Below are 24946 nucleotides of genomic sequence, written 5' to 3' on the forward strand. Positions count from 1 at the left end.
CCTTTCGCCTTCCGTCCCGCCGATGGCCGCACTTGATCGGCGGTCGATCGCCGACCGCCCGGCGGGCGCCGGGCTGACCCTGCCCGGACGAGCGATCGTCCGTCTCAGCCCGCCGTACGGGCGCCGCCACCCGAGTCGCACCCATCACCCGCCGGCGCCGTTTCCCGCCGAGCCGACGCGGGTGATCGCGCTTCGGCCACCCGCCGGGCCCGCCGCCGCGACCAGGCTCCCGGTCGCCGCGGCGCCGGACCCTCGGGACGACACAAGTCCCGGCCGCTCCGGCTCCCCCGGGGCGGCGCGGTGGCCGAAGCCGGCCGGCCGGGCCGCGCGCCCGATCCGCCACAGCAAGGAGGACCGCGTCGCACCCTCTCCGGCGACGCGTCCAGAAAGGAGGTGAGCTTCAGGACAGAGCTCATTGCGCGAGCGGGTGGCCGCTCATCGTCTCCCTGAGCGGCCACCGTCCCGCCGACACCGTCCACTGCGCCGGCCGGTGCCGGCGGGAGCTCCGCAGCCTTCGGCCGGCCGGTGTCGGTGGGAATCTCCGCCATCCCCGCGACGTGCCGGCTCTTGGCCGGTATCTCTGCCGTCTTCGCGGCGGGCCGACGCTTGGCCGGAGCCTCAACCGTCCTCGCGGCAGGCGGGTCCCGGCGGCCCCCTGTGCCGGCCGCCCCCTGTGCCGGCGGCCCCCTGTGCCGGCGGCCCCCTGTGCCGGCGGCCCCCTGTGCCGGCGGCCCCCTGTGCCGGCGGCCCCTGTGCCGGCGGCCCCCTGTGCCGGCGGCCCCCTGTGCCGGCGGCCCCCTGTGCCGGCGCCCCCTGTGCCGGCGTGCCGGGCTGTGTGGGGCCGGTTGCGGTGGCGGGATGGCCGAGGTGGGCTGCCATGGCCACGGGCGCTGCGTGGCTGGGCTGTTTGCGGCCCGTTGCTGCCCTTAGGCCCAAGCTCCGAGGGTGGCGGTCAGTGTGGGTGGGCAGGGAGCCCGCTCGTGCCGATGAGCGCAGCGCCGCCCGAGGTCGTGCCGGAAGGGTGATGAGCTCCTGCTCGCCGGAGGCGGCAACTCCTCAAGGTTGCGGCGTTGCGAGATTGCGAGCTGCCGACACCCGGAATCTTGATGACATCGGGCTGGTCAGGTGGCGGGAACTCATCAGGTCTCCCCGCGTGGCAGCACGCTGGCGGCGGCCCCAGGCTTGCGGCGGGCGGCGATGCCAGACGGGCGGCGGGCGGCGATGCCAGGCGGGCGGCGGGCGGCGATGCCAGGCGGGCGGCGGGCGGCGATGCCAGGCGGGCGGCGGGCGGCGATGCCAGGCGGGCGGCGGGCGGCGATGCCGGGCTGGCGTGAGGCTTTGAGCGGCTAGGAGGTGGGGACCGGGGCGGCCGGGGCGGGGGTCACGCCGGCGGGGGAGTGGGCAGGCTCGGCGGGGATCGAGGGGCGCTCGCGGATGGCTAGCAGGACGGCGGCTGTGCCGGCCCAGACGAGGCTTGCGCCGAGCATGTGGGCGGCTACCAGGGCCACGGGGAGGTGGGTGAAGTACTGGAGGAAGCCGATCAGGCCCTGGGACAGCTCGATGACCAGGAGGATCAGGGCGGCTCGGGCGGCCGCGGGGGCGTTGACGGCTCGGAAGGCCAGGTAGGCGGCGACGGTCAGGCCCAGCAGCAGGAACACCAGGTCGGCGTGGGCCTGGGCGATGGCGGCGGGGTCCAGGCCGTTGCGCTTGGCGCCGTTGTCGCCGGAGTGGGGGCCGCTTCCGGTCACGACCACGCCGAGGACGATGACGGCTGCGCTGACGGCGGCCAACAGGTGGGTGAGGTGGCGGAGGGGGGCGGGGACAAGGAAGAAAGGCTTTCCATCCCCCTCGGCGGTCGAGTGCCACAGGGCGTACGCGAAGAAGATCAACGCCATCGAGAGCAGGAAATGGAGGCCGACCACCCACGGGTTGAGGCCGGTCAGCACCGTGATGCCGCCGACCACGCCCTGCCCGGGGATGCCGAGCAGCACCGCCAGAGCCAGCGCCACCTGGCGGCGGCGCCGCGGGCGCTCGCGCCACGCCGCCCAGAAGCAGGCGACCGCGACCACGAACAGGACGATTCCCAGCAGCCTGTTGCCGAATTCGATGACGCCGTGGACGCCCATCGCCGCCGTCGTCGTGTACGAGCCGTCGGTGCACTTGGGCCAGGTGGGGCAGCCGAGGCCGGAGTCGGTCAGGCGGACCGCCGCGCCGGTGACGACCAGCGCGATGTTCGCGATCAGGGACGCCAGGGCCATCGGGCGCAGTGCGGGAAGCCTCACCTTTCGCATCGTACGCAGGGGCACGGCGGCCGAAATCGCGGGCGCGAGAGAGCGGTGGCCTGGATCACCGGGAAGCCGGTTTGCAGCCCCGCGCCGAAATACGTAACGTTGACGTAGTGAAAAACGAGGTGTTGATCGGGAGCGGTGCGGTGGCAGCGGCCAGCGCGTCCGACGGTCGCACCCGTGATCGCGTCGCCCAGTTGTTGCTCGAGCGTGGCGCCGCCACTGCGGCCGAGCTCGGCGCCCAGCTCGGGCTGTCGCCGGCGGCGATCCGCAAGCACCTCGACGCGATGCTGGCCGAGCGGCTGGTGGAGACCCGCGAGGTCCGTCACCAGGGGCCGCGCGGGCGGGGCCGGCCGGCCAAGGCGTTCGTGCTCACCGCCGCCGCGCGCGAGTCGTTCCCGCATTTCTACGATGGCATCGCCACCGCCGCCCTGCGCTGGATCGCGCAGCGTGGCGGGCCGGAGGCGGTGAGCGAGTTCGCGTCGGCCCAGGTCGCCGCGCTCGAGGAGCGGTGCCGGCAGGCGATCTGCGAGGCCGGCGACGATCCGATCAAGCGGGCGGAGGCGCTCGCCGAGGCGCTGACCGCCGAAGGCTACGCTGCCAACGCGACCACGATCGCGTCCGGCGGGCAGCTGTGCCAGCACCACTGTCCGGTGGCGCACGTGGCCGCCGAGTTCCCCCAGCTGTGCGACGCCGAGACCGAGGTCATCTCCCGGCTCATCGGCACCCACGTGCAGCGTCTCGCCACCATCGCGCACGGCGACGGGGTGTGCACCACGCACATCCCGGGGCCGGCCCGCGGCACGACCAAGAGCAACGCAACCACGGTTAGGACAGATACATGACCGACCAGATCGTCAGCCAGGAAGAGCATCTCGCCGCCCTGGGCAAGTACGAGTACGGCTGGGCCGACGCCGACGTGGCCGGCGCGAGTGCGCAGCGCGGTCTGTCCGAGGCCGTGGTGCGGGACATCTCCGCCAAGAAGAACGAGCCGGAGTGGATGCTGAACCTCCGGCTCAAGGGCCTGCGGCTGTTCGACCGCAAGCCGATGCCGTCGTGGGGCGCCGACCTCACCGGCATCGACTTCCAGAACATCAAGTACTTCGTGCGCTCCACCGAGAAGCAGGCCGCCTCCTGGGACGACCTGCCCGAGGACATCAAGGCCACGTACGACAAGCTGGGCATCCCCGAGGCCGAGAAGCAGCGCCTCGTGGCCGGCGTCGCCGCGCAGTACGAGTCCGAGGTGGTCTACCACAAGATCCGTGAGGACCTCGAGGAGCAGGGTGTCGTCTTCCTCGACACCGACACCGCCCTCAAGGAGCACGAGGACATCTTCAAGGAGTACTTCGGCACGGTGATCCCGGTCGGCGACAACAAGTTCGCCGCGCTGAACACCAGCGTGTGGTCGGGCGGGTCGTTCATCTACGTGCCGAAGGGCGTGCACGTGGAGATCCCGCTGCAGGCCTACTTCCGGATCAACACGGAGAACATGGGCCAGTTCGAGCGGACCCTGATCATCGTCGACGAGGGCGCCTACGTGCACTACGTCGAGGGTTGCACCGCGCCGATCTACTCGTCCGACTCGCTGCACTCGGCGGTCGTCGAGATCATCGTCAAGAAGAACGCCCGCTGCCGGTACACGACCATCCAGAACTGGTCGAACAACGTCTACAACCTGGTCACCAAGCGCGCCACCTGCGAAGAGGGCGCGACCATGGAGTGGATCGACGGCAACATCGGCTCCAAGGTGACGATGAAGTACCCGGCCGTCTACATGACCGGCCCGCACGCCAAGGGCGAGGTGCTGAGCGTCGCGATGGCGGGCGAGGGCCAGCACCAGGACGCCGGCGCCAAGATGGTGCACGCCGCGCCGTACACGTCGAGCACGATCGTCTCGAAGTCGATCGCCCGCGGCGGTGGCCGCACCTCCTACCGCGGTCTCGTGCAGGTGCTGGAGGGCTCCTCGCACTCCAAGAGCACGGTCAAGTGCGACGCACTCCTTGTCGACACCATCTCCCGGTCGGACACCTACCCTTACGTCGACATCCGCGAGGACGACGTGGCGATGGGGCACGAGGCGACCGTCTCCAAGGTGAGTGAGGACCAGCTCTTCTACCTGATGAGCCGCGGCCTGACCGAGGACGAGGCGATGGCGATGATCGTGCGGGGCTTCATCGAGCCGATCGCCAAGGAGCTGCCGATGGAGTACGCCCTCGAACTCAACCGTCTTATCGAGCTTCAGATGGAAGGCGCGGTCGGCTAAGCAATGACCACGGAAACTTTGAGTGCAGCACCGCCCAGCACCAAGTCGCAGGTGCTGCGGTCGTTCGACGTCGCCGACTTCCCGGCCCTCAACGGGCTCGAGGAGGAGTGGCGGTTCACCCCGCTCAAGCGGCTCGGCGAGCTGGTCACGGCGTCGAAGCTGGGCGGTGTCGCGCCGGCGGTGGAGCACGGCGAGCTGCCGGCCGGCGTCTCGGTCGCCAAGCAGGAGAACGCGGAGGCGGTGCTCACCCCGTTCGACCGGATCTCGGCGCTGGCCTACGGCTCGGCCGACGGCGTCACGCTGATCGAGGTGGCACCGGAGACGTCGCCGGACGAGGCCGTCGTGGTGCGCCTGGTCGGTAAGGGCGGCGATGCCGCCGGGGCCCGGACGCTGGTCAAGGTGGGCGCGTTCGCCAAGGTCACGATCGTTCTGGAGCAGACCGGTACGGCGACGCTGGCCGACAACGTCGAGGTGGTGATCGGCGACAGCGCGCAGCTGACGTTCGTGACCCTGGCCGAGTGGGACGCGGGCGCGGTGCAGGCCCAGCACGTGAAGTTCCGGGTCGGCAAGGACGCCCGGGTGCAGCACGTGCAGGTGGCGCTGGGCGGTGACCTGGTCCGCCAGTACACCAGCGTCGAGTACGCCGGACGCGGCGGCGACGCCGAGCTCTGGGGCCTGTACTTCGCGGACACGGCCCAGCACTTCGAGCACCGCCAGCTGGTCGACCACTCGGTGCCGGACTGCCGCAGCTACGTGGGCTACCGCGGGGCGCTGCAGGGCGCGACGACGAAGACGGTGTGGGTCGGCGACGTGCTGATCCGCGCCGCGGCGACCGGCACCGACACGTACGAGATCAATCGGAACCTGATTCTGACGGACGGGGCGATCGCCCACTCCGTGCCGAACCTGGAGATCGAGACCGGCGAGATCGTCGGCGCCGGGCACGCGAGCGCGACCGGCCGCTTCGACGACGAGCAGCTGTTCTACCTGATGGCTCGCGGCATCCCCGAGCGCGAGGCGCGCAAGCTGGTCGTGCGGGGCTTCTTCGTCGAGCTGATCAACAAGATTCCGGTCGAGGAGCTGCGCGAGCGTCTGGGCGATGCCATCGAGGCGCGGCTGGGCGAGGTCGGCGCGTGAGTTTCGAGCTGGTCGGCGCGGCCGCCGACATCGCGAAGGGCTCGGCGATCTCGGTGGAGATCTCCGGCGTCGATGTCGCGGTGGTGCATGCCGACGACGACAACTTCTACGCCGTACGGGATGAATGCAGTCACGCCGCCGTCGCGCTCTCCGAGGGTGAGGTCGACGGCTGCACGCTCGAGTGCTGGCTGCACGGCTCCCGTTTCGACCTGCGCACCGGCGAGCCCACCGGTCTGCCCGCCACCGAGCCGGTGGCCACCTTCGCCGTCGAGATCCGCGACGGCGACCTCTACGTTTCGACCACACCGAGCAATGGAGTCAACCCGTGAGCACCCTGGAGATCCGCGACCTGAAGGTGTCGGTGAAGCTGCCCGACGGCGAGCTGAAGCCGATTCTGGCCGGGGTCGACCTCACCGTGAAGGCCGGCGAGACCCACGCGATCATGGGTCCGAACGGCTCGGGCAAGTCGACGCTGGCGTACTCGATCGCGGGCCACCCGAAGTACGAGATCACCGGCGGCTCGGTGACCCTGGACGGCGACGACGTGCTGGCCATGACCGTGGACGAGCGGGCGCGGGCCGGCCTCTTCCTGGCGATGCAGTACCCGGTCGAGGTTCCCGGCGTCTCGGTCGCGAACTTCCTGCGTACCGCCAAGACCGCGATCGACGGCGAGGCGCCGAAGCTGCGCACCTGGGCCGGCGAGCTGCGCGGCGCGATGGAGAAGCTGCAGATGGACCCGGCGTTCGCCCAGCGCAACGTCAACGAGGGCTTCTCCGGCGGCGAGAAGAAGCGCCACGAGATTATGCAGCTCGAGCTGCTCAAGCCGAAGGTGGCGATCCTCGACGAGACCGACTCCGGCCTCGACATCGACGCGTTGCGCATCGTCAGCGAGGGCGTGAACCGGGTGCGCGCGACCGGCGACACCGGCCTGCTGCTGATCACCCACTACACCCGCATCCTGCGCTACATCAAGCCGGACTTCGTGCACGTCTTCGTGGCCGGCAAGATCGTGCAGGAGGGCGGGCCGGAACTGGCCGAGCAGCTGGAAGCCGAGGGCTACGAGCGCTACGTGGCGGCGCGGGTCTGACCATGGCCTTCGACGTGGCCCGGATCCGGGCGGACTTCCCGATCTTTTCCCGAGAGATCAACGGGCACTCGCTGGTCTACCTGGACAGCGCCAACACCTCGCAGAAACCGCGTCAGGTGCTGGACGCGATGCGCGTGCACCACGAGCGGCACAACGGCAACGTCTCCCGCTCGGTGCACACGCTCGGCACCGAGGCCACGACGGCGTACGAGGAGGCCCGCGCCAAGATCGCGGCCTTCGTCAACGCCGGCACCCCCGACGAGATCGTCTTCACCAAGAACTCGACCGAGGCGCTCAACCTGGTCGCGCACTCCGCCGGTCAGCTGCTGGCGCTGAAGCCGGGCGACGAGATCGTGATCTCCGAGATGGAGCATCACTCGAACATCGTCCCGTGGCAGCTGCTGGCCGAGCGGACCGGCGCGACGTTGCGCTGGTTCGGCATCACCGACGAGGGGCGCCTGGACGAGTCGTCGCTGGACGACTTGATCAACGAGCGCACCAGGATCGTGTCGGTCGTCCACATGTCGAACACGCTGGGCACGATCAACGACGTCTCGCGGATCACCGCGCGGGCGAAGGAGGTCGGCGCGCTGGTGGCGCTGGACTGCTCGCAGTCGGTGCCGCACCTGCCGGTCGACGTGCGCGGGCTGGGCGTGGACTTCATCGCGTTCACCGGGCACAAGATGCTCGGGCCGACCGGCATCGGCGTGCTGTGGGGGCGGTTCGACCTGCTGGCCAAGATGCCGCCGTTCCTCGGTGGCGGTTCGATGATCGAGACGGTCACGATGGCGGGCACGACCTATGCGGCGCCGCCGGCCCGGTTCGAGGCGGGGACGCCGCCGATCGCCGAGGCGATCGGGCTGGGCGCGGCGGTGGACTACCTGAGCGGTCTCGGCATGGAGGCGATCCACCAGCACGAGCAGGACATCACCGCGTACGCGCTGAAGGCTCTCGCCGATGTGCCGGGTGTGCGGATCTTCGGGCCGGCGACTCCCGAAGGCCGTGGGGGAACGCTCTCGTTCGCGGTGGACGGGGTGCACCCGCACGACGTCGGTCAGATCCTGGACGCGCTCGGCGTGGAGGTGCGGGTGGGTCACCACTGCGCGAAGCCGACCTGTGCCCGGTTCGGGGTGCCGGCCATGACGCGGGCGTCGTTCTACCTGTACACGACGACGGACGAGATCGATGCGCTGGCGCGGGGGCTCGACCAGGTGCGAAAGGTGTTCGGCTGATGCTCGACGGGCTGTATCAGGAGATCATCCTCGACCACTACAAGCACCCGCACGGCCGTGGGCTGCGGGATCCGTACTCGGGCGAGGCGCACCACGTGAACCCGACGTGCGGGGACGAGATCACCGTACGCGTGCAATCCGATTTTTCCGATATTTCGTACGATGGAGTCGGGTGCTCGATCTCGCAGGCCTCGGCTTCCGTCCTGCACGAGCTGCTGGTCGGGAAGTCGGCGGCCGAGATCGGCGCGATTCACGAGGCGTTCGTGCGGCTGATGCAGGGCCGCGGGCAGGTCGAGCCGGACGAGGATGTGCTCGAGGACGCGGTGGCGTTCGCCGGGGTGGCCAAGTTTCCGGCCCGGGTCAAGTGCGCGCTGCTGCCGTGGATGGCTTTCAAGGACGCGGCGGCGCGTGCGGGTGTGGACGTGGGCGTGAGCCCGGAGGTGAAGGCATGACTGACAACGTTACCGACGAGACTCCCGCCTGGCTGGCCGAGGAGCGCGCGGCCGCGGGCACGGCGGGCGAGGCGCCCGACGTGGATCTCAACGCGGCCGCCGATCCGGCCCCCGCTTCGGGCGTCGCGGTGAAGAAGGCCTCCGTCGAGGACATCGAGGAGGCGATGAAGGACGTCGTCGACCCCGAGCTCGGCATCAACGTGGTGGACCTCGGCCTGGTGTACGGCACGTTCGTCGACGACGACAACGTCGTGACCCTGGACATGACGCTCACCTCGGCCGCCTGCCCGCTCACCGACGTGATCGAGGACCAGACGCGCTCGGCCCTGACCACCGGCCCCGGTGGCGGCCTGGTGCAGGACTTCCGGATCAACTGGGTGTGGCTGCCGCCGTGGGGTCCCGACAAGATCACCGACGACGGTCGCGAGCAGCTGCGGGCGCTCGGTTTCAACGTCTAGCTCTTTCTGTCGTACCCCGGTGATAGAAACCGAGGCATGACCGACACACCGCCGTTCTCCGAGCTTCTGACCCTGATCGAGGAGAGGTCGGCGGCCCTGCGCGGGGCCGCCGGCCTCGCGCCGTCGTTCGAGGCCCGCGTGCCCGGCTGTCCCGACTGGTCGCTGGCCGACCTGATCACCCACCTCGGCCAGGTCCAGCGGTTCTGGGCTCTGACCACCAGCCAGGCCGACACGTCCGGCCCGCCCACTCCCGAGCAGCGCGGCGACACCGACCCCCGGGGTGATCTGCTGACCTGGTTCGGCGAGTCGACCCGCCTGCTGCTCGACGCCCTGCGCGCCGCCGGCCCCGACACTCCCGCCTGGACGTGGTGGGAGTCGTCCGGCGCCCCGATGACCGCCCAGGCGATCGCCCGTCACCAGGTGCAGGAGGCGGCCGTCCACGCGTTCGACGCGCAGGAGGCGGTCGGCAAGCCCGAGCCGCTCCCGGCCGCCATCGCCGTCGACGGCGTGGCCGAGTTCCTGAGCGTCGGCCTGTCCTCGCTCGGCCCCTGGCCGCACCGCCCGGCCCGGGTCGCCTTCACCGCCACCGAGGGCCCGTCCTGGCTGGTCGACCTGTCCCCGTCCGGCGCCCGGTTCGACCCGCCGGCCAGCGGCGACCCGCTGACCACCCTGCACGGCTCCGCCAGCGACCTGGTGCTGGCCCTCTACAAACGCATTCCCCGTCAAGACCTGCGCGTGGACGGCGACGCTTCCGTTCTGGACGAGCTGCTGGCCTGGTCCGACACCGAGTGACGCGGCTGACCCGTCCGGCTCACGCCGCGGGCAGGTGGTCGACGGCGTTGTAGCGGACCAGCCGCAGCCGGCCGTCCTCGGCCAGGAACTGGGAGATCGACGCATTCCGGACCGTGCCCTCGGCCCGTTCCATGGCGATCACCTCGTCCCACGAGAGCTGCTCGATCACCGCGCGCATCATCAGGACCACGGCGTCGTGGGCGACCACGACCACGCGTTCCCCCGCGCGGTCCCGGTTGAGGTCGGCCAGGAAGCCGGCCAACCGCGACTCGACGTCGGCGAAGGCCTCGCCGCCGGGCGGGGCGTAACGGTATTCGCCGGCCTCGGCGCGCCGGGCCGCCTCGCCGGGGAAACGCTGGGCCACGGCCGCGTGGGTGAGCAGCTCCAGGTCGCCCATCAGCCGGTCGACCAGGCGGTCGTCGGTGGTGGGTGCGGGCAGGTCGATGCCGGCCGCCTCGGCCGCGATCCGCCAGGTCTCGCGCGCCCGCAGGTAGGGCGACGTGACGACGACCGTCGGGCGCTGCCCGGGCGGGAGGGCGGCCAGCCAGCCGCCGACCGCGGCCGCCTGCTTCTCGCCGATCTCGGTGAGCGGCACCTCGGCGTCGCGGCCGCTCACCTCCGCTTCGATCAGGCCGCGCTCGTTGGCCTCCTGGAACGCCACGTTGGCCAGGCTCTGGCCGTGCCGGATGAGGATCAGTTCGCCCACTACGCTCACGATCCCACCCTATCCACGATCACCTGCTGCCAGCCGAGCGGATAAGTCGCGATAAATCCGGCAGATGATCGACAGATCGATAACCGGGACTGCCGCAAAAGCCGCCTCGCCGCAACAATCAGTATCGTGGCGAAGACGATCAGTTATGCCGATGCCATCCTGATCCTCGGCGGCGGCCCGCAGTCGGCGATCTTCCGCCGGGTCGACGCGATGACCGGCGGACTGCTGGCCGGGGCCGCGATCGCCGCCCCGCCGCTGCTCGGCCTGCTCGATCTGCGGGCCGAGCTGGCCCGGGTCTCGGGCGAGCTGGTGAACGCGGCCTCGCGCGCGATGACCGGCTCGGCCCGGCGCGATCGCACCGAGAGGCTCGCCGCCGCGCACGCGGTCATCGTGATCGCCGCCTACTTCGACGCGCTCTCCGACGTCGATCTCTCCTGGGCCCGGACGACCCGGCACGACCAGCCGCGCCTGGCCGGTCAGGGCGCGGACGGCGCGCGTGATCTGGCCACCTCGGCGCTGCGGGCCGGCGTCCTGCTGCCCGAGCCGCACGTTCCCCAGGAGAAGTTCCTGGCCGAGCTCGAGGTCTTCTACGACCACCTCTCCGACGCCCTCGCCCGCTTCCTCGCCGGCCTCGCCCCGTACGACGAGCTCAGCGACGGCGAGCGGGCCATCCTGCGGCGGGACATCCGGGCCGGCGGGCGGCGGGCGATCAAGAGGTACGAGGAGATGCTGCTCAACCTCATGGCCGACTGCCCCGACCTGGCCCTGTGGATCGACCACCGGCACCAGCTCGGGGTGGAGCGACGGCCCGGCTCGCTGGAGCCGTCGCTGCGGGAGCTGGAACGGCTCCTGCGCTCGGTCACCACCGAGACCACCGCCGAGGGCGTGGCCGACGCCCTGCAACGCGCCCACGGCGCCCTGCTCGAGCGGGGCGTGATCGAGCCGATCGACCTGCCCGGCGGCCTCGTCGTGCCGGCGCTCGAGCGCGCGTACATCCCGCCCGCCTTCCAGGTCGCGACCCGGGTCGCGAACCGCTCACCCGCCGGCGAGACGTTCTGGCAGGACGTCGAGGTGCGGCCGGACCTCGACCGCTTCCTGGCCGGCTACCTCGGCTCGCCGCGGGCCCTGCGCGCGCCGCTGCTGGTGCTCGGATCGCCCGGCGCCGGCAAGTCGCTGCTCACGAAGATCCTCGCGGCCCGGCTGGCCAGCACCCGTTTCCTGCCGATCCGGGTGCCGCTGCGCGACGCCGACGGCGGGCTCCCGCTCCCGCGCCAGGTCGAGCAGGCGGTGCGGGCCGCCACCGGCGAGGAGACGACCTGGGCAGACCTCACCCGGTCGACCGACGCGGTGCCGGTGATCATCTTCGACGGGTTCGACGAGCTGCTCCCGGCGACCGGGGCCGGCCGGCGCGACTTCCTGCAGACGGCGGCCGACTTCCAGGAGCGCGAGCACGAGCAGGGGCGGGCCGTCGCGGTGATCGTGACGAGTCGCACCAGCGCGGCCGAGCGCGCGTCGCTGCCGGCCGAGACCGTCCTGCTGCGGCTGCGACCCTTCGACGAGCCCCGGATCCGCCGCTGGGTCGACGTGTGGAACAAGGCGAACGACGCCGGCCTGGCCGCCGACGACGTGCTCGCCCACCCCGGCCTGGCCGGGCAGCCGCTGCTGCTGCTCCTGCTCGCCCTCTACGACGCCGACGGGCACGCGCTACGGCGGGGGCCGGCCGGCCCGCTGACGACCGGCGAGCTGTTCGAGCGTCTGCTGACCGGTTTTGCCCGCCGGGAGGTGGCCACCGCGTACCCGGACGCTGACGTCGCCCAGCGGGAGTCGCTCGCCGAGCAGGAGCTCGACCGGCTCGCGGTGGTCGCGTTCGCGATGCTGAACCGCTCGGCCCAGTGGGTCGGCGAGGAGGCGGTCGGCCAGGACCTGCGGGCCACGCTCGGCGATCCGGCGCCGGGACCGCTGCCGGGGCGCTTCTTCTTCGTCCGCCGCGCCCGCGATGCGTACGAGTTCCTGCACTCCATGGTCGGCGAATACCTCGTGGCCCGGCTCACCTGGCGGCTGCTCGGCGAGACGGTGGCGCGCGACGCGGTGACCCCGGCCGGGCGGCCGATGACCGGGAACGATCTGATGGCCGATCTGCTGTCGGTGGTGCCGCTCACCGCCCGGACGCCGATCGTGGAGTTCCTCGCTGGGATGGCCGTCCGGCTCGGCGCCGAGGACCGCGCCCGCTGGACCGGCGTGCTGGTCCGGCTCTTCCGGCAGTGCGAGCGCGACGGGGCCTGGCCGAGCCGCTCCTACCGGCCGGCGGCCAGGAATGTCGCCGCCCGGTTCGCGGCCTACACGGCGAACCTGGTGCTTCTGGCGGTCGCGGTCGCGGGTGAGTTGCGCTTCGGCGACCTGGCCGAGGCGGCGGGCGGCGACCCGTCCCGGCGGTGGCACGACCACGCGATGCTCTGGCACGGGCAGTTCGACGGCGACGCCTGGGACTCGTTCGTCGAGACGTTCGCCATCGAGCGGGTCGCCGACGGGGCCGCCCGCGACGTACGCCTGGTCCTGGATGACGGCAGCTACCTCCCGTCCCGCCCCGACCCGTACGGGCTGCTCGTGCGGCCGTCGAGCGCCTTCGACCACGACGGCCAGGTGGAGGCGCACCGGCGGCGCGTGCCGTTCTACGGCTGCCTGGACGTCGAGCTGGCCTGGCACACGATCGAGCCGCTGCTCGCCTCCGGACTCGCGGCGACCGCCGGGGCGTACGTCTCCTGGTGGCCCGACCGCACGCCGTCCGCGGCCCAGGCGCTGCTCGAGGTCTGGCTGCTGCCGGCCACCAAGACCACCCCGGCCGAGGCGGTCGAGAGCTACCTGCGCTGCCTGCGCATCGTCCTGGAGTTCCCGGGCTGGGACGACGACCTGCGCGACCGGTACGCCGATCAGCTGTTCGCCGCGCTGACCGCGGACCGGGACGCGCCCACCGAGGCCGCGCTGATGGTGATGCGGTGCCTGCTCGGCTCGGTGGACGCCTGGATGCGCGCCGCCGCCGAGATCCTCGACCGGCTCGACCCGGCCGGTCCCGAGGCGGCCATGCTCGCCGAGATCGTCTTCTCCCGGCTCGGCTCGGAGTGGTCGCGTGTCACCGACCATCGGGCCGCCGTGCTCGCCGGCGCCCGGGCCGCCGCCACCCGCCGCCGGCGCCGCGTCCCCGACGTGCTGAGCAAGCTCGACCGCGGCCGGGAGTCGGCCGGCATCGACGAGATGCGCGGCGAGCTGGAGACGTTCCGGGTGCGGCTGGCCAGCATCCGTACCGGCGCCGACCGCTGGCGCACCGACCTGGCCGCGCTGTTCGACGAGTTCAGCTGGCTGGCCGGCAGCGCCGACCACCTGCACGCGTCGCTGGTGGCGCTGGCCCGTACGCCCGACGCGGTGGCCGACATCGACGCGGCGCTGAGCTACGTCGAGGAGCGCATCGCCGCCTGGCTCGCCGACAACCGCTGATCTCGCCGGCAACCGCTAATTCGGTGGCGGGCGCGCGGCGCCGGGCCGCATCATGTGCGGCGTGAACAAGCTGCTGAAGCATGCCGTCATCGCTGTCGCCGCGGCCGATCGGGCCGTCCGGCAGCAGACGGCGCTCGTCCTGGAAGGACCGGTCCGCCAGCAGCTGTCGTGAGCGCGCCGTTCTGGGCCGGCGTCGTGGCCGGCTACGGCGTCGCCGTGCCCGTGGGCGCCATCGGCGTCCTGATCGCCGGTCTCAGCGCCCGCACGTCGCTGCGGGTCGGCGCGGCCGCCGGCCTGGGCGCGGCCACCGCCGACGGCATCTACGCGACGATCGCCGTGGTGGGCGGCGCGGCCGTGGCGGGCCTGATCGCCCCGATCGCGACCCCGCTGCGCTGGGCGGCCGCCGCCGTCCTGCTCGGGCTGGCCGCGATGACCGCCCGCAGCGCGTTCCGCAAGCCGGGCGCCGCGCGGGACGAGCGGCCGGCGACGCCGATCCGCGCGTTCACCGGCATCCTGGCCCTGACCCTGCTCAACCCGGCCACCGTCGTCTACTTCGCGGCGCTGGTGCTGGGCCGCTCCGGCGAGGGCGGCGGAGCCTGGTTCGTGATCGGCGCGTTCCTGGCGTCGGCGAGCTGGCAACTGCTGATCGCCGGCGGCGGCAGCCTGGTGGGGCGGCTGCTGACCGGCGAGCGCGGCCGGATGGTCACGGCCCTGGTCTCGGCCGCGGTGATCGCCATCCTGGCGATCAGGTTGCTCTAGAGGTGCTTCATCGCCTCGCGGCGGGAGAGCGGGGACAGCGCCGGCGTGGCCGCCACGAACGCCCGCACCGACTCGGGGTCGGTGCGGGCGTACTGCCGCAGCGCCCAGCCGATCGCCTTGCGCACGAAGAAGTCGGGGTGACCCGCCTGCCGGACGCAGTAGCCGAACAACCGCGACGTGTCGGTCGCGCCGCCGTAGTGCAGCTGGAACAGGATCGCGGTGCGGACCAGCCATTTGTTCTCGTCCTGCGACCAGTCGTCCATCTCGTGGGCGAGCACCGGGTGCGATCGCACCAGGTCGCCGACGAAGCGGGTGGCCAGCGGGTCGACCGTGTCCCACCACGACTTCGTGGTCAGCAGCGTGCGCACGACCGGCAGGAACCCGGCGCCGGCCACGCCGACGTGCCGGCGCAGGTAGTCGCAGGCCGCGTACTGGTATTCCCGCTCGGGCCGCGACCAGCAGGAGAGCGCGAAGTCGCGCAGGTCGGCCTCGGCGGGACGGGGCAGGCCGGCGAACGCGGCGCGCTCCACCGCGCGCAGCGCCGGCGCGGCCACGCCGGCGTAGTCGAACTGGTCGCGCATGTACGCCGCCATCGCCGCCGCCCGCGCCGGGTCGCGTGCCGCCGAGAGCCCGTCGCCGAGGCGGGCGAGCAGGGTAGCCACCAGGTCGGTCACAGCAGCATCCTGCCACCGTAGTGTGACGGGAATGGGGGAGCGGACGGCGGCCGGCGGCGGCAAGTGGGTGGATGTCGCGCCCGAGCGGCTGCCACGGTGGCTGGCGAACTTCGCCGGGCGCCATGGCGCGTACCGGGAAGAGGGTCTGCTCTTGATCGCCGAGGACGGCGCCACGGCGAACTGGCAGGAACCGCCGGGCGCGCCGCCGGTCGAGACGATGGCCGAGCTGATCGTGCAGGCGACGACGCCGCGGCGGATCGGACTGCTGCTGGCGCGCAAGGGTGCGGTGGCGGTGGGCATCGCCGAGGGGCCGGAGCTGATCACGTCCAAGGTGGAGACGCATTACGTCCAGGGGCGCACGGCCGCGGGTGGCTGGTCCCAGCAGCGTTTCGCGCGGCGGCGGGACAACCAGGCGAAGGCGGCGGCGGCCGACGGCGCCGGCATCGTGGGGCGCCTTCTCCTTCCCGAGGTACGGTCATTGGTCGCGCTCGTGACCGGCGGGGACCGGGCGGCGATCGACGCCATCCTCGCGCCGCCCTCGCTGTCGGCGGTGGCCGCCCTTCGTGCCGAACGGCTGCTGGACGTGCCCGAGCCCCGGCACGCGGTGCTGGTCTCCGCGGTGGCCGGGGCCCGGGCCGTACGAGTGCTGGTGAAGGAACCGTAGGTCAGTCGCCCTCCTTGACCGCCCCCGGGGCGAAGGTGTCGCACTTCTCCGGGGTCCCCGAGTTGTAGCCCTCGGAGAACCACTTCTGCCGGTCCGCCGACGTGCCGTGGGTGAACTCGGCCGGGTTGATCTGGTTGCCGGCCCGCTGCTGAAGGGTGTCGTCGCCGATCTGGCCGGCGGTCTGGATGCCCTGCTGGATGTCGTCGGCGGTCAGGCTCTTGAAGATCGGCTGGCCGTTCGACGACTTGGTCTCGGTCGCGTGCTTGGCCCAGACCCCGGCGTAGCAGTCGGCCTGCAGCTCGAGCTTGACCGACAGCAGGTTCTGCTCGGCGTCCGAGGACGCGCTCTGCTGTGCCTGGCGCATCTTGGCCTCGGTGCCGACCAGGTCCTGGATGTGGTGCCCGTACTCGTGGGCGAGCACGTACGGCTGGGCGAACTCGCCGGGCGCCCCCAGCTGCTGGGCCAGCAGCTGATAGAAGGTCAGGTCGATGTACACCCGGTCGTCGGCCGGGCAGTAGAACGGGCCGGTGCCCGAGTCGGCGGCGCCGCAGCCGGTGCTCACCCGGTTGGAGAACAGCACCGTCTTGGCCGGCTGGTACTGCTTGCCGAAGTACTGCGGCTCGGCCTCTTTCCAGAACGCCTGGATCGAGTTGACGTAGAGCACGTTGCGGCAGTCGAGCTTGCTGCGGGCGGTCGACTTGTCGCCGCACTCCTGGGTGATGTTGGTGTTGTCACCGGAGTTGCCGCTGCTGCCGCCGAGCTGGTTGACGCCGAAGTAGCCGCCGGCGAGGGCGAGCACGACGGTGATGATGATCCCGACGAGGCCGCCGCCACCGATCGGGATCGGCAGGCCGCCGAAGCCGCCGCCGCCTCCACCGGAGCCGCGCTGGTCCTCGACCTGGCTGGTGTCGATGTCAGCGTTCTCGTTGAGTTCCATCTCATCCTCACTGGCGCGGGGGTTGCGCGAGGGATTACCCGTTGATCTTGATCAGTAATCAGTTGGCTGGTCCTACCCGACGCCCGGTAGTATGGGCCCTAGTGCTGCTCTGCGAAGGCTGACCTGTCGGAGTCAGCCTTTCTTCTTGAGAGCGAGCTTTCAGATGATCACCGCCACCGGACTCGAACTGCGTGCCGGCGCCCGCATCCTGCTGTCCCCGGTCACCCTGCGGGTGCAGCCCGGCGACCGGATCGGCCTGGTCGGCCGCAACGGCGCCGGCAAGACCACCACCCTCAAGGTGCTGGCCGGCGAGGGCATCCCGTACGCGGGGAAGGTCGAGCGCACGAGCGAGGTCGGCTACCTGCCGCAGGACCCCCGCACCGGCGACCTGAACGTGACCGGGCGCGACCGGGTGCTGTCGGCCCGCGGGCTCGACTCGATCCTGGCCGAGATGCAGAAGCTCGAGATCGAGCTCGAGGAGTCGGCCGACGACAAGCTGGTGCGCCGCTACGGCCACCTGGAGGACCAGTTCGCGGCCCTGGGCGGCTACGCGGCCGAGGCCGAGGCCGCCCGCATCTGCGCCAACCTCGGTCTGCCCGACCGGGCCCTGGCCCAGACCATCGGCACCCTCTCCGGCGGTCAGCGCCGCCGCATCGAGCTGGCCCGCATCCTGTTCGCCGACTCGGGGCAGAACGGCAAGGGCATCCTGCTGCTCGACGAGCCCACCAACCACCTCGACCAGGACTCGATCGCCTGGCTGCGCGGCTACATGGCCCAGCACAAGGGCGGCCTCATCGTGATCAGCCACGACGTCGAGCTGCTCGAGGCCGCGGTCAACAAGGTGTGGTACCTCGACGCCAACCGCTCGGTCGTCGACATGTACAACGTCGGCTGGAAGAAGTACCTCGAGCAGCGCGAGACCGACGAGCGCCGGCGCCGGCGCGAGCGGGCCAACGCCGAGAAGAAGGCGGGCGCCCTGATGGCGCAGGCCGACAAGATGCGGGCAAAAGCCACCAAGACCGTCGCCGCGCAGAACATGGCCCGCCGCGCCGAGAAGCTGCTGGGCGGCCTCGAGGAGACCCGCGTCTCGGACAAGGTGGCCAAGGTCCGGTTCCCGCAGCCGGCGCCCTGCGGCAAGACGCCGCTCACGGCGGTGGGGCTGTCGAAGTCGTACGGGTCGCTGGAGATCTTCGCCGACGTCGACGTGGCGGTCGACCGCGGCTCCCGGGTCGCCATCCTCGGCCTCAACGGCGCCGGCAAGACCACCCTGCTGCGCATCCTCGGCGGCCTGCTCGACTCCGACACCGGCGAGGTGCGGCCCGGCCACGGCCTGCGGCTGGGCTACTACGCCCAGGAGCACGAGACGCTCGACGTCGACCGCACCATCCTCGAGCACATGCGCAGCGCCGCGGCCGACCAGACCGACACCGACCTGCGCAAGATCCTCGGTGCGTTCCTGTTCTCCGGCGACGACGTGGACAAGCCCGCGGGCGTGCTGTCCGGTGGCGAGAAGACCCGGCTGGCGCTGGCCACCCTGGTCTGCTCGGGGGCGAACGTGCTGCTGCTGGACGAGCCGACCAACAACCTCGACCCGGTCAGCCGCGAGCAGGTGCTGGACGCGATCGCCAACTACCCGGGCGCGATCGTGCTGGTCACCCACGACGCGGGCGCCGTGCAGGCGCTCAAGCCCGACCGCGCGATCCTGCTGCCGGACGGCGACGAGGACGCGTGGAGCGACGATCTCCTGGAGCTCGTCGAGCTGGCCTGACGGCGAGCGTTGCTGATCGTCAGTTGTCAACTGGTGCCCACACAGACAGTGCGACGTTCGGGCGTTTGCGGTCAGGTCGGGCAGCGCCTCGGGCGCCGCAAAGTTGGCACACGGGCGGCGGCGCCGCTGCGTGTTCGTTGCATCGACGGTGCGTCATGTCTCGCCCGCGCCCGCCCTCGATCGAGTGTTTGCGCAGGTGATCGATGGTCTTGGACCGGGTGGCCCGGCTACCTACCGAGTGGTCGGAATCGTCCTCGCCCTAACGTCAGTTAACTGTCTGACATTGATGCGGATGGTCAGGGTCAAGTTCCTGACAGTGCTAAATGGGCACGTTGGCTAAGCCGGGATACCTAGCGCATGATCGTTGGAGGCGGTCTAATAGGTGGGACCGTATCGAACCGCACAGTCTGGGACGTGAGGATTCAACATGGCAGCCACGGGCACAGCCACCAGCACTGAGAAGGGTCGCCGAATCGTCGGCAGCGAGCGACAGTCGCTAGCGAAGGATCTGGTCAAGCGCTACACCTCTGGCGAGAGCATTCGCGCCCTCGCCGCTTCGACCGGCCGTTCCTACGGATTCGTGCATCGGGTGCTCACCGAGTCGGGCGTACAGCTTCGCCAGCGCGGCGGCGCTCGTCGGCGCAAGAAGGGGTGACGCCGGACAACGCCGAGCCCGGTATTGCCGTTCCCGCCGCCGAGGCGGGAGTTCGCTACGACCTGGATGGGCCGGTCGCAACGGTGACGTTGTGCCGGCCCGAGGTTCTCAATGCGCAGACTCCGGCGATGTGGGCAGAGCTGGCGAACATTTCCCGGAAATTGCCGGGTGACGTACGAGTCGTCATTGTCCGAGGCGAGGGGCGTGCGTTTTCCGCGGGCCTGGATCTGTCGGCCGCGCGCGGCGACGGCGATTCTTCACTCACTCGACTGGCGCAGTTGTCAGCGGCGGAGTGCGCCGATCGGATTGCCGGCTTCCAGTCCGCGTTCACCTGGCTCCGTAACCCCTCCATCGTGACGATCGCGGCGGTCCAGGGTCATGCGATCGGCGCCGGATTTCAGTTGGCGCTGAACTGCGACGTGCGGGTGCTCGCCGACGACGCGCGCTTCTCGATGGCCGAGGTGACGCTCGGGCTCGTCCCCGATCTGGGCGGCACCAAGCGCCTCACCGAGCTGGTCGGGCCGTCGCGGGCGCTCGAGATCTGCGTCACCGGCCGGCGCATCGCCGCCGACGAGGCCCTTTCCCTGGGGCTGGCCACCGCGGTGGTCCCCCCGGCGGCGTTGACGGGCGCGGTCAGCGACCTGACCGCCGCCGTGCTCGCCGCCGACGCGGGCGCGGTCGCCGAGATCAAGGCCCTGATCGCCGGCGCCGGTCAGCGGTCGTACGCGGACCAGGACCGGGCCGAGCGGGAGGCGCAGACCCGCCGCCTGCGCGACCTGATCGGCACGGAATAGCGCTCGCACGTCCCGGGTTGTCGTACCCGCCGGGCAGACTGTCCTCTGCCCCGCCCATGACCGCCCGGGAGGTGAACCGATGGGCCCCTCGTCCAGCATGTCCAGCTGGAGCATGCTGCGCTCGATCCAGAATTCCGATCGGGTCACCCAGCACCGCCTCACCCGCGGCACGACCCGCCGGATCCTGCGCTTCGCCCGACCCTACCGCCGCGACATCACGGTCTTCCTGATCACCGTGGTGCTCGACGCCGGCATCGGGGTGGCCACGCCGCTGCTCGCCGGCCACGTGGTCAACGCGATCACCGGCGGCGGCGACGGCGCCGCGAGCCTGGTCGTCAAGCTCGCGCTGGCCATCGCCGGGCTGGCCGTGATCGACGCGTTCCTGTCGCTGGCCCAGAGGTGGTACTCGGCGCGCATCGGCGAGGGCATCATCCTCGACCTGCGCACCCGGGTCTACGACCACGTCCAGCGCATGCCGTTGCAGTTCTTCACGCGTACGCAGACGGGCGCCCTGGTCAGCCGGCTCAACAACGACGTGCTGGGTGCCCAGCGCGCCTTCACCTCGACGCTGTCCGGCGTGGTCAGCAACGTCATCCAGCTCGTGCTCACCGCGGCGGTCATGTTCAGCCTGTCCTGGCAGATCACCGCGTTGTCGCTGGCGCTGCTGCCGGTCTTCATCATCCCGGCCCGCCGGGTCGGCAAGCGGCTCGCCGAGATCACCCGCGAGTCCTACAACCTCGACGCCAAGATGAACGCGACGATGACCGAGCGCTTCAACGTCTCGGGTGCGCTGCTGGTCAAGCTCTTCGGCCGGCCCGACGCCGAGGCCGCGCACTTCGGGGCGCGCGCCGAGCGGGTCCGCGACATCGGCGTCCAGCAGGCCATGTACTCACGCACGTTCTTCGTGGCGATGCTGCTGGTCGCGTCCCTGGCCCAGGCACTCACCTACGGCCTCGGCGGCTGGCTGGCGGTCACCGGCAGCGTCACGGCCGGCACGGTCGTCACCCTCGCGCTGCTGCTCACCCGGCTCTACGGCCCGCTCACGGCGCTGAGCAACGTGCGGGTCGACGTGATGAGCGCGCTGGTCTCGTTCGACCGGGTCTTCGAGGTGCTCGACCTCAAGCCCGGCATCGAGGAGAAGCCCGGCGCGGTCGACGTCCCGGCCGGCGCCGGCCGCATCGAGTTCCGCGACGTGCACTTCCGCTACCCGAGCGCGAGCGAGGTGTCGCTGGCGACGCTGGAGGACGTGGCGACCCTCGACCGCACCGAGAGCGCGCCGGTCCTCAAGGGCGTCGACTTCACGGTCGAGCCCGGGCAGATGGTGGCGCTGGTCGGCCCGTCCGGCGCCGGCAAGTCGACCACGTCGATGCTGGTCTCCCGGGTCTACGACGTCACCGACGGGGCCGTGCTGGTCGACGGGGTCGACGTGCGGGACGCCACCCTGGGCTCGCTGCGCGACGCCATCGGCGTGGTCACCCAGGATTCGCATCTCTTCCACGAGACCATCGCCGAGAATCTGCGGTACGCGAAGACGGACGCCACCGACGACGAGATGTGGGCGGCGCTGGCCGGGGCGCAGGTCGCCGACCTGGTCCGCTCCCTGCCCGACGGCCTCGAGACCGTGGTGGGGGAGCGGGGCTACCGCTTCTCCGGCGGCGAGAAACAGCGGATCGCGATCGCCCGGCTGCTGCTCAAGCACCCGTCGATCGTCATCATGGACGAGGCCACCGCCCACCTCGACAGCGAGTCGGAGGCGGCGGTGCAGCGGGCGCTGACCGCGGCGCTGGAGGGGCGCACGGCCCTGGTGATCGCCCACCGGCTGTCCACGGTCCGCGACGCCGACCAGATCCTCGTGCTCGACCAGGGCCGGATCGTGGAGCGCGGCCGGCACGAGGAGCTGGTCGCGGCCGGCGGCCTCTACGCGGAGCTGTACCGCACGCAGTTCGCGGTGGCGTCCCCGCTGGTCGAGGAGGACGTCGAGATCATCACCGTCCCGGCGGGCTCGATCGAACCCTGAGCGCGGCGCCCGGCTCTCCGCGCGCGACCCGGCAACCGTAGTCGTCAGAGGACGGTGGCCCGCAGCCGGGCGAACTCGGCGGCCAGGGCGCCGAGCTGGAAGTGCGCGTTGAGGCCGCTCGGGTTGGGCAGCACCCAGACCGGCACGCCGCCGACGGTCTCGTCCTGGGGGCCGATCGCCGCCGCGCGGCGGCCGAACGCGGTGCGGTAGGCGGTCACGCCGAGGACGGCCAGGACGCGGGGCTGCCAGCGGCCCGCGAGCGCGGCCAGGACCTCCCCGCCGGCGATGAGCTCGGCCGGCGACAGCTCGTCGGCGCGGGCGGTGGCCCGGGCCACCACGTTGGTGATGCCGAGGCCCAGCGCGGGCAGCTCGCCCTGCTCGGCGGGGTGCAGTTGGCGCGGGGTGAAGCCGGCGAGGTGCAGGGCGGGCCAGAAGCGGTTGCCGGGCCGGGCGAAGTGATGACCGGTCGCGGCCGAGTAAAGGCTCGGGTTGATACCGGAGAACAGCACCCGCAGGCCGGGGCCGACCAGGTCCGGGATGGTCCGGCCGGCGGCGGCCGCCACCTCCTCGGGCGTGGGCTTACGGAAGACGTCAGAGGGCACGCAGGGAACCGCCGTCGATCGGGATGAGCAGGCCGGTCAGGTAGCTCGCGGCCGGGGACAGCGCGAAGGCGGCGACCTTGCCGAACTCCTCGGGGCGGCCCATCCGCCGCATCGGGATCCGTGCGGTCACCCGGGCCTCCTCCGCGGCCGCGTCGCCGGTGGCGGCGAACAGCTCCCGGTTGCGGTCGGTCAGGACCCGGCCCGGCAGGAGCCCGACGATCCGGATGCCGCGGGGCGCGTACTCGTCCGCCATGTCCTTGGCCGCCATCGCCAGTCCCGGCCGCAGACCGTTGGAGAGACCCAGGTTGGGCAGGGGCGTCTTGGCCGAGGTCGAGAGGACGAGCCCGATCGCGCCGCCCTCGCCCAGCGCGCCGGCGATCACCCGGACGGCTCGCAGCGATCCGAGGAAGACGGTCTCGAACGCCGTACGCCATTGGTCGTCGGTCATCGACGCCGCCGACCCGACGGCCGGACCGCCCACTGAGATGAGCGCGCCGTCCAGGCGCCCGAACCGTGACGTGGCCTCGTCGATCAGCCGCTGCGGGGTCGGCGGGTCGGCCAGGTCCGCGACCACGCCGGCCGCACCGGGCCCGAGCCGCTCGGCGGCGGCCTCGATGCGGTCGCGGTCGCGGGAGGAGAGCACGACCTTGGCCCCGTCCGCGACCAGCGCCTCGGCCGTCGCGAGGCCGAGCCCGCGGGAGCCACCGGTGATGACGTAGACGCGCCCGTCGAGTCCGAGATCCATGCTCCCGATCCTGCCTCACCGCTGTGACTGGCGCGCGAGCGCGGCCGCCGTGGTCGCGTCGGCGGGCAGGAACGACTCGATCGCCAGCTCGTCCAGCGTCACGTCGAGCGGCGTGCCGAGCACCGAGGTGATGCTGAAGAACGAGAGGTCGTCGTAGCGCAGCGGCACGACCAGCCCGGCCGGCCGCTCACCGGTCTCGCCGCCGGGATAGCCGGCCAGCTCGGCGTGCAGCTCCCGCAGCCGCGGGTCGGCGGTGTGGGCGGCCTGGTCGTCGAGCCGGTGCAGCACGTGGGTGCGCCACTCGGCCAGGTTGCGGATGCGCGGCGCCATGCCCTCCGGGTGCAGCGACAGGCGCAGCACGTTCACCGGCGGCTCGAGCAGCCAGGCCGCGCATCCCTCGGTGAGCGGCGCGACGGCCGCGTTGGCGTCGATCATGGTCCAGTGCCGGTCGACCAGCAGCGCGGGATAGGGCTCATGACCGGCCTGCACGTCGCGCAGCGAGGAGAGCACGGCGGCCAGGCGCGGACCATCCAGCGCCGACTCACCCCAGGCCGGTGCATAACCGCCGGCCAGGAGCAGCTCATTCTGCCCCCGCAGCGGTACGTCGAGCCGCGCCGCCAACCGCAGGATCATCTCGCGGGTGGGCCGCGACCGCCCGGTCTCCACGAACGACAGATGCCGCGCCGACACTCCGGCCCGGGCGGAGAGCTCGAGCTGGCTCAGCCGCCGGGTCGTCCGCCATTCGCGCAGCAACTGCCCCACGTCGCTCATGCCCGAAGCCTAACGGCTGAGGGAAGGACGACCATTACCTCCGGCGTAATCGACGCGCCTACCCCGCTCGGGCGACGGTGTTCTCGTCAACGACGGTTCCCGCCGGGTTCCGTCGGCATCCGAGAGAGGACGAGAGCGATGAGCGACTTCGACAGCGTGGTGGAGCGGTACCTGGGCGTCTGGAACGACACCGACCCCGGGACCCGGCGCAAGCGGATCGACGACCTGTTCGCCGACGACGTCCGCTACGTCGACCCGATGGCCGCCGCGACCGGCCGCGACGCCCTGGACGCCCTGATCGGCGCGGTGCAGCAGCAGTTCCCGGGCCTGACCTTCTCGCCCGGCGGCCCGGCCGACGCCCACCACGACCAGGCGCGCTTCACCTGGCACCTGGGCGCCGTGCCGGGCGAGCCGCTGGTGGTGGGCTTCGACGTGGCCGAGCTGGACGCCGACGGCCGCATCCGCCGGGTGCTGGGTTTCCTCGACAAGGTCCCGGCCTGAAGAAAGCACGGGGGACGCGCTCCGCGGGGTGGCGGCCGGGCGGCGTCCGCTCCGCGGGGCGGTGGCCGGGCGGCGTTTGCTCCGAGGGGCGGTGGCCGGGCGGCGTTTGCTCCGCGGGGTGGCGGCGCTCCGCGGGCGGGGGCCGACCG

24 protein-coding genes are annotated in these 24946 nt (G+C 71.8%); 17 read left to right on the plus strand and 7 right to left on the minus strand.

Going from position 1 to position 24946, the window contains the following annotated elements; all coding sequences use genetic code 11:
• Window positions 1-1346: 1346 nt before the first annotated feature.
• Window positions 1347-2291: a COX15/CtaA family protein gene (locus tag ACQP2F_RS10450; RefSeq protein WP_433302885.1), complete on the minus strand. Its 945-nt coding sequence runs from the start codon at window positions 2289-2291 to the stop codon at window positions 1347-1349.
• A gap of 107 nt (window positions 2292-2398) precedes the next feature.
• Between ACQP2F_RS10450 and ACQP2F_RS10455 the strand changes: the two genes are divergently transcribed.
• Genes ACQP2F_RS10455 through ACQP2F_RS10495 form a run of 9 tightly spaced genes read left to right on the plus strand, consistent with a single transcriptional unit; the run spans window position 2399 to window position 9706 of the window.
• Window positions 2399-3130 carry a helix-turn-helix transcriptional regulator gene (locus tag ACQP2F_RS10455; RefSeq protein ID WP_433302887.1) on the plus strand — a complete coding sequence of 244 codons (732 nt, stop codon included), beginning with the start codon at window positions 2399-2401 and terminating at the stop codon, window positions 3128-3130.
• Window positions 3127-4548, plus strand: coding sequence for a Fe-S cluster assembly protein SufB (gene sufB, locus ACQP2F_RS10460; RefSeq protein WP_433302889.1), 1422 nt, complete (start codon window positions 3127-3129; stop codon window positions 4546-4548). The genes ACQP2F_RS10455 and sufB overlap by 4 nt, the downstream gene beginning before the upstream one ends.
• A gap of 3 nt (window positions 4549-4551) precedes the next feature.
• Window positions 4552-5685 carry a Fe-S cluster assembly protein SufD gene (sufD, locus tag ACQP2F_RS10465; RefSeq protein ID WP_433302891.1) on the plus strand — a complete coding sequence of 378 codons (1134 nt, stop codon included), beginning with the start codon at window positions 4552-4554 and terminating at the stop codon, window positions 5683-5685.
• Window positions 5682-6014, plus strand: coding sequence for a non-heme iron oxygenase ferredoxin subunit (locus ACQP2F_RS10470; protein WP_433302892.1), 333 nt, complete (start codon window positions 5682-5684; stop codon window positions 6012-6014). The genes sufD and ACQP2F_RS10470 overlap by 4 nt, the downstream gene beginning before the upstream one ends.
• Complete coding sequence (gene sufC / locus ACQP2F_RS10475) at window positions 6011-6772, plus strand: Fe-S cluster assembly ATPase SufC (protein ID WP_433302893.1); 762 nt, start codon at window positions 6011-6013, stop codon at window positions 6770-6772. Before ACQP2F_RS10470 ends, sufC begins: the two co-directional genes overlap by 4 nt.
• A gap of 2 nt (window positions 6773-6774) precedes the next feature.
• Window positions 6775-8004: a cysteine desulfurase gene (locus tag ACQP2F_RS10480; protein ID WP_433302895.1), complete on the plus strand. Its 1230-nt coding sequence runs from the start codon at window positions 6775-6777 to the stop codon at window positions 8002-8004.
• Window positions 8001-8456: a Fe-S cluster assembly sulfur transfer protein SufU gene (gene sufU / locus ACQP2F_RS10485; protein ID WP_433307441.1), complete on the plus strand. Its 456-nt coding sequence runs from the start codon at window positions 8001-8003 to the stop codon at window positions 8454-8456. The genes ACQP2F_RS10480 and sufU overlap by 4 nt, the downstream gene beginning before the upstream one ends.
• Window positions 8453-8914, plus strand: a complete 462-nt coding sequence (locus ACQP2F_RS10490) for a metal-sulfur cluster assembly factor (RefSeq protein WP_433302897.1) — start codon at window positions 8453-8455, stop codon at window positions 8912-8914. Before sufU ends, ACQP2F_RS10490 begins: the two co-directional genes overlap by 4 nt.
• 36 nt (window positions 8915-8950) lie before the next feature.
• Window positions 8951-9706: a maleylpyruvate isomerase family mycothiol-dependent enzyme gene (locus tag ACQP2F_RS10495; protein ID WP_433302899.1), complete on the plus strand. Its 756-nt coding sequence runs from the start codon at window positions 8951-8953 to the stop codon at window positions 9704-9706.
• 19 nt (window positions 9707-9725) lie between these two features.
• Here the strand turns inward: ACQP2F_RS10495 and ACQP2F_RS10500 are convergent, their stop codons facing one another.
• Entirely contained in the window at window positions 9726-10421 is a 696-nt protein-coding gene (locus ACQP2F_RS10500; RefSeq protein ID WP_433302901.1) for a histidine phosphatase family protein, read from the minus strand.
• Between the two features lie 126 nt (window positions 10422-10547).
• Here ACQP2F_RS10500 and ACQP2F_RS10505 point away from each other — a divergent pair, with 126 nt between their 5' ends.
• Together ACQP2F_RS10505 and ACQP2F_RS10510 are read left to right on the plus strand one after the other, a co-directional pair.
• On the plus strand, window positions 10548-13910 hold the full coding sequence (locus ACQP2F_RS10505; protein ID WP_433302903.1) for an NACHT domain-containing protein: 3363 nt from the start codon (window positions 10548-10550) through the stop codon (window positions 13908-13910).
• 168 nt (window positions 13911-14078) lie between these two features.
• Entirely contained in the window at window positions 14079-14669 is a 591-nt protein-coding gene (locus tag ACQP2F_RS10510; protein ID WP_433302905.1) for a LysE family transporter, read from the plus strand.
• On the opposite strand, the gene ACQP2F_RS10515 is transcribed toward ACQP2F_RS10510, so the two are convergent.
• The gene (locus ACQP2F_RS10515) at window positions 14666-15343 is read right to left on the minus strand and encodes a DNA alkylation repair protein (protein WP_433302907.1); all 678 of its coding nucleotides are present in this window, start codon (window positions 15341-15343) and stop codon (window positions 14666-14668) included. The two genes, ACQP2F_RS10510 and ACQP2F_RS10515, sit on opposite strands and share 4 nt — an antisense overlap.
• A 31-nt stretch (window positions 15344-15374) precedes the next feature.
• Between ACQP2F_RS10515 and ACQP2F_RS10520 the strand changes: the two genes are divergently transcribed.
• Window positions 15375-16007: an acVLRF1 family peptidyl-tRNA hydrolase gene (locus tag ACQP2F_RS10520; RefSeq protein ID WP_433302908.1), complete on the plus strand. Its 633-nt coding sequence runs from the start codon at window positions 15375-15377 to the stop codon at window positions 16005-16007.
• Between the two features lies 1 nt (window position 16008).
• Here the strand turns inward: ACQP2F_RS10520 and ypfJ are convergent, their stop codons facing one another.
• The gene (gene ypfJ, locus ACQP2F_RS10525) at window positions 16009-16944 is read right to left on the minus strand and encodes a KPN_02809 family neutral zinc metallopeptidase (RefSeq protein WP_433302910.1); all 936 of its coding nucleotides are present in this window, start codon (window positions 16942-16944) and stop codon (window positions 16009-16011) included.
• A gap of 163 nt (window positions 16945-17107) precedes the next feature.
• On the opposite strand from ypfJ, the gene ACQP2F_RS10530 reads away from it, so the two are divergent.
• The 4 genes from ACQP2F_RS10530 (at window position 17108) to ACQP2F_RS10545 (ending at window position 22178) form a co-directional block, all read left to right on the plus strand.
• Window positions 17108-18712 (plus strand): ABC-F family ATP-binding cassette domain-containing protein, encoded by a 1605-nt coding sequence (locus ACQP2F_RS10530; protein ID WP_433307443.1) that lies wholly within the window; start codon window positions 17108-17110, stop codon window positions 18710-18712.
• Between the two features lie 427 nt (window positions 18713-19139).
• Window positions 19140-19367 carry a helix-turn-helix domain-containing protein gene (locus ACQP2F_RS10535; RefSeq protein WP_433302911.1) on the plus strand — a complete coding sequence of 76 codons (228 nt, stop codon included), beginning with the start codon at window positions 19140-19142 and terminating at the stop codon, window positions 19365-19367.
• A complete protein-coding gene (locus ACQP2F_RS10540; RefSeq protein WP_433302913.1) occupies window positions 19364-20161 on the plus strand; it encodes an enoyl-CoA hydratase/isomerase family protein in 798 nt (265 codons plus the stop codon). Before ACQP2F_RS10535 ends, ACQP2F_RS10540 begins: the two co-directional genes overlap by 4 nt.
• Before the next feature lie 79 nt (window positions 20162-20240).
• On the plus strand, window positions 20241-22178 hold the full coding sequence (locus ACQP2F_RS10545) for an ABC transporter ATP-binding protein (RefSeq protein ID WP_433302915.1): 1938 nt from the start codon (window positions 20241-20243) through the stop codon (window positions 22176-22178).
• A 44-nt stretch (window positions 22179-22222) separates the two neighbouring features.
• Here the strand turns inward: ACQP2F_RS10545 and mug are convergent, their stop codons facing one another.
• From mug to ACQP2F_RS10560, 3 genes are read right to left on the minus strand one after another with little or no spacing between them, the layout of a single operon-like run.
• On the minus strand, window positions 22223-22780 hold the full coding sequence (mug, locus tag ACQP2F_RS10550; protein ID WP_433302917.1) for a G/U mismatch-specific DNA glycosylase: 558 nt from the start codon (window positions 22778-22780) through the stop codon (window positions 22223-22225).
• Entirely contained in the window at window positions 22770-23525 is a 756-nt protein-coding gene (locus ACQP2F_RS10555) for an SDR family oxidoreductase (RefSeq protein WP_433302919.1), read from the minus strand. Before ACQP2F_RS10555 ends, mug begins: the two co-directional genes overlap by 11 nt.
• A 15-nt stretch (window positions 23526-23540) precedes the next feature.
• Complete coding sequence (locus tag ACQP2F_RS10560) at window positions 23541-24296, minus strand: helix-turn-helix domain-containing protein (RefSeq protein ID WP_433302921.1); 756 nt, start codon at window positions 24294-24296, stop codon at window positions 23541-23543.
• 138 nt (window positions 24297-24434) lie between these two features.
• On the opposite strand from ACQP2F_RS10560, the gene ACQP2F_RS10565 reads away from it, so the two are divergent.
• Window positions 24435-24797 (plus strand): nuclear transport factor 2 family protein, encoded by a 363-nt coding sequence (locus ACQP2F_RS10565; RefSeq protein ID WP_433302923.1) that lies wholly within the window; start codon window positions 24435-24437, stop codon window positions 24795-24797.
• Window positions 24798-24946: the final 149 nt, after the last annotated feature.

Origin of the sequence: Actinoplanes sp. CA-030573 (genome assembly GCF_050951115.1) — a bacterium.
GTDB lineage: Bacteria > Actinomycetota > Actinomycetes > Mycobacteriales > Micromonosporaceae > Actinoplanes.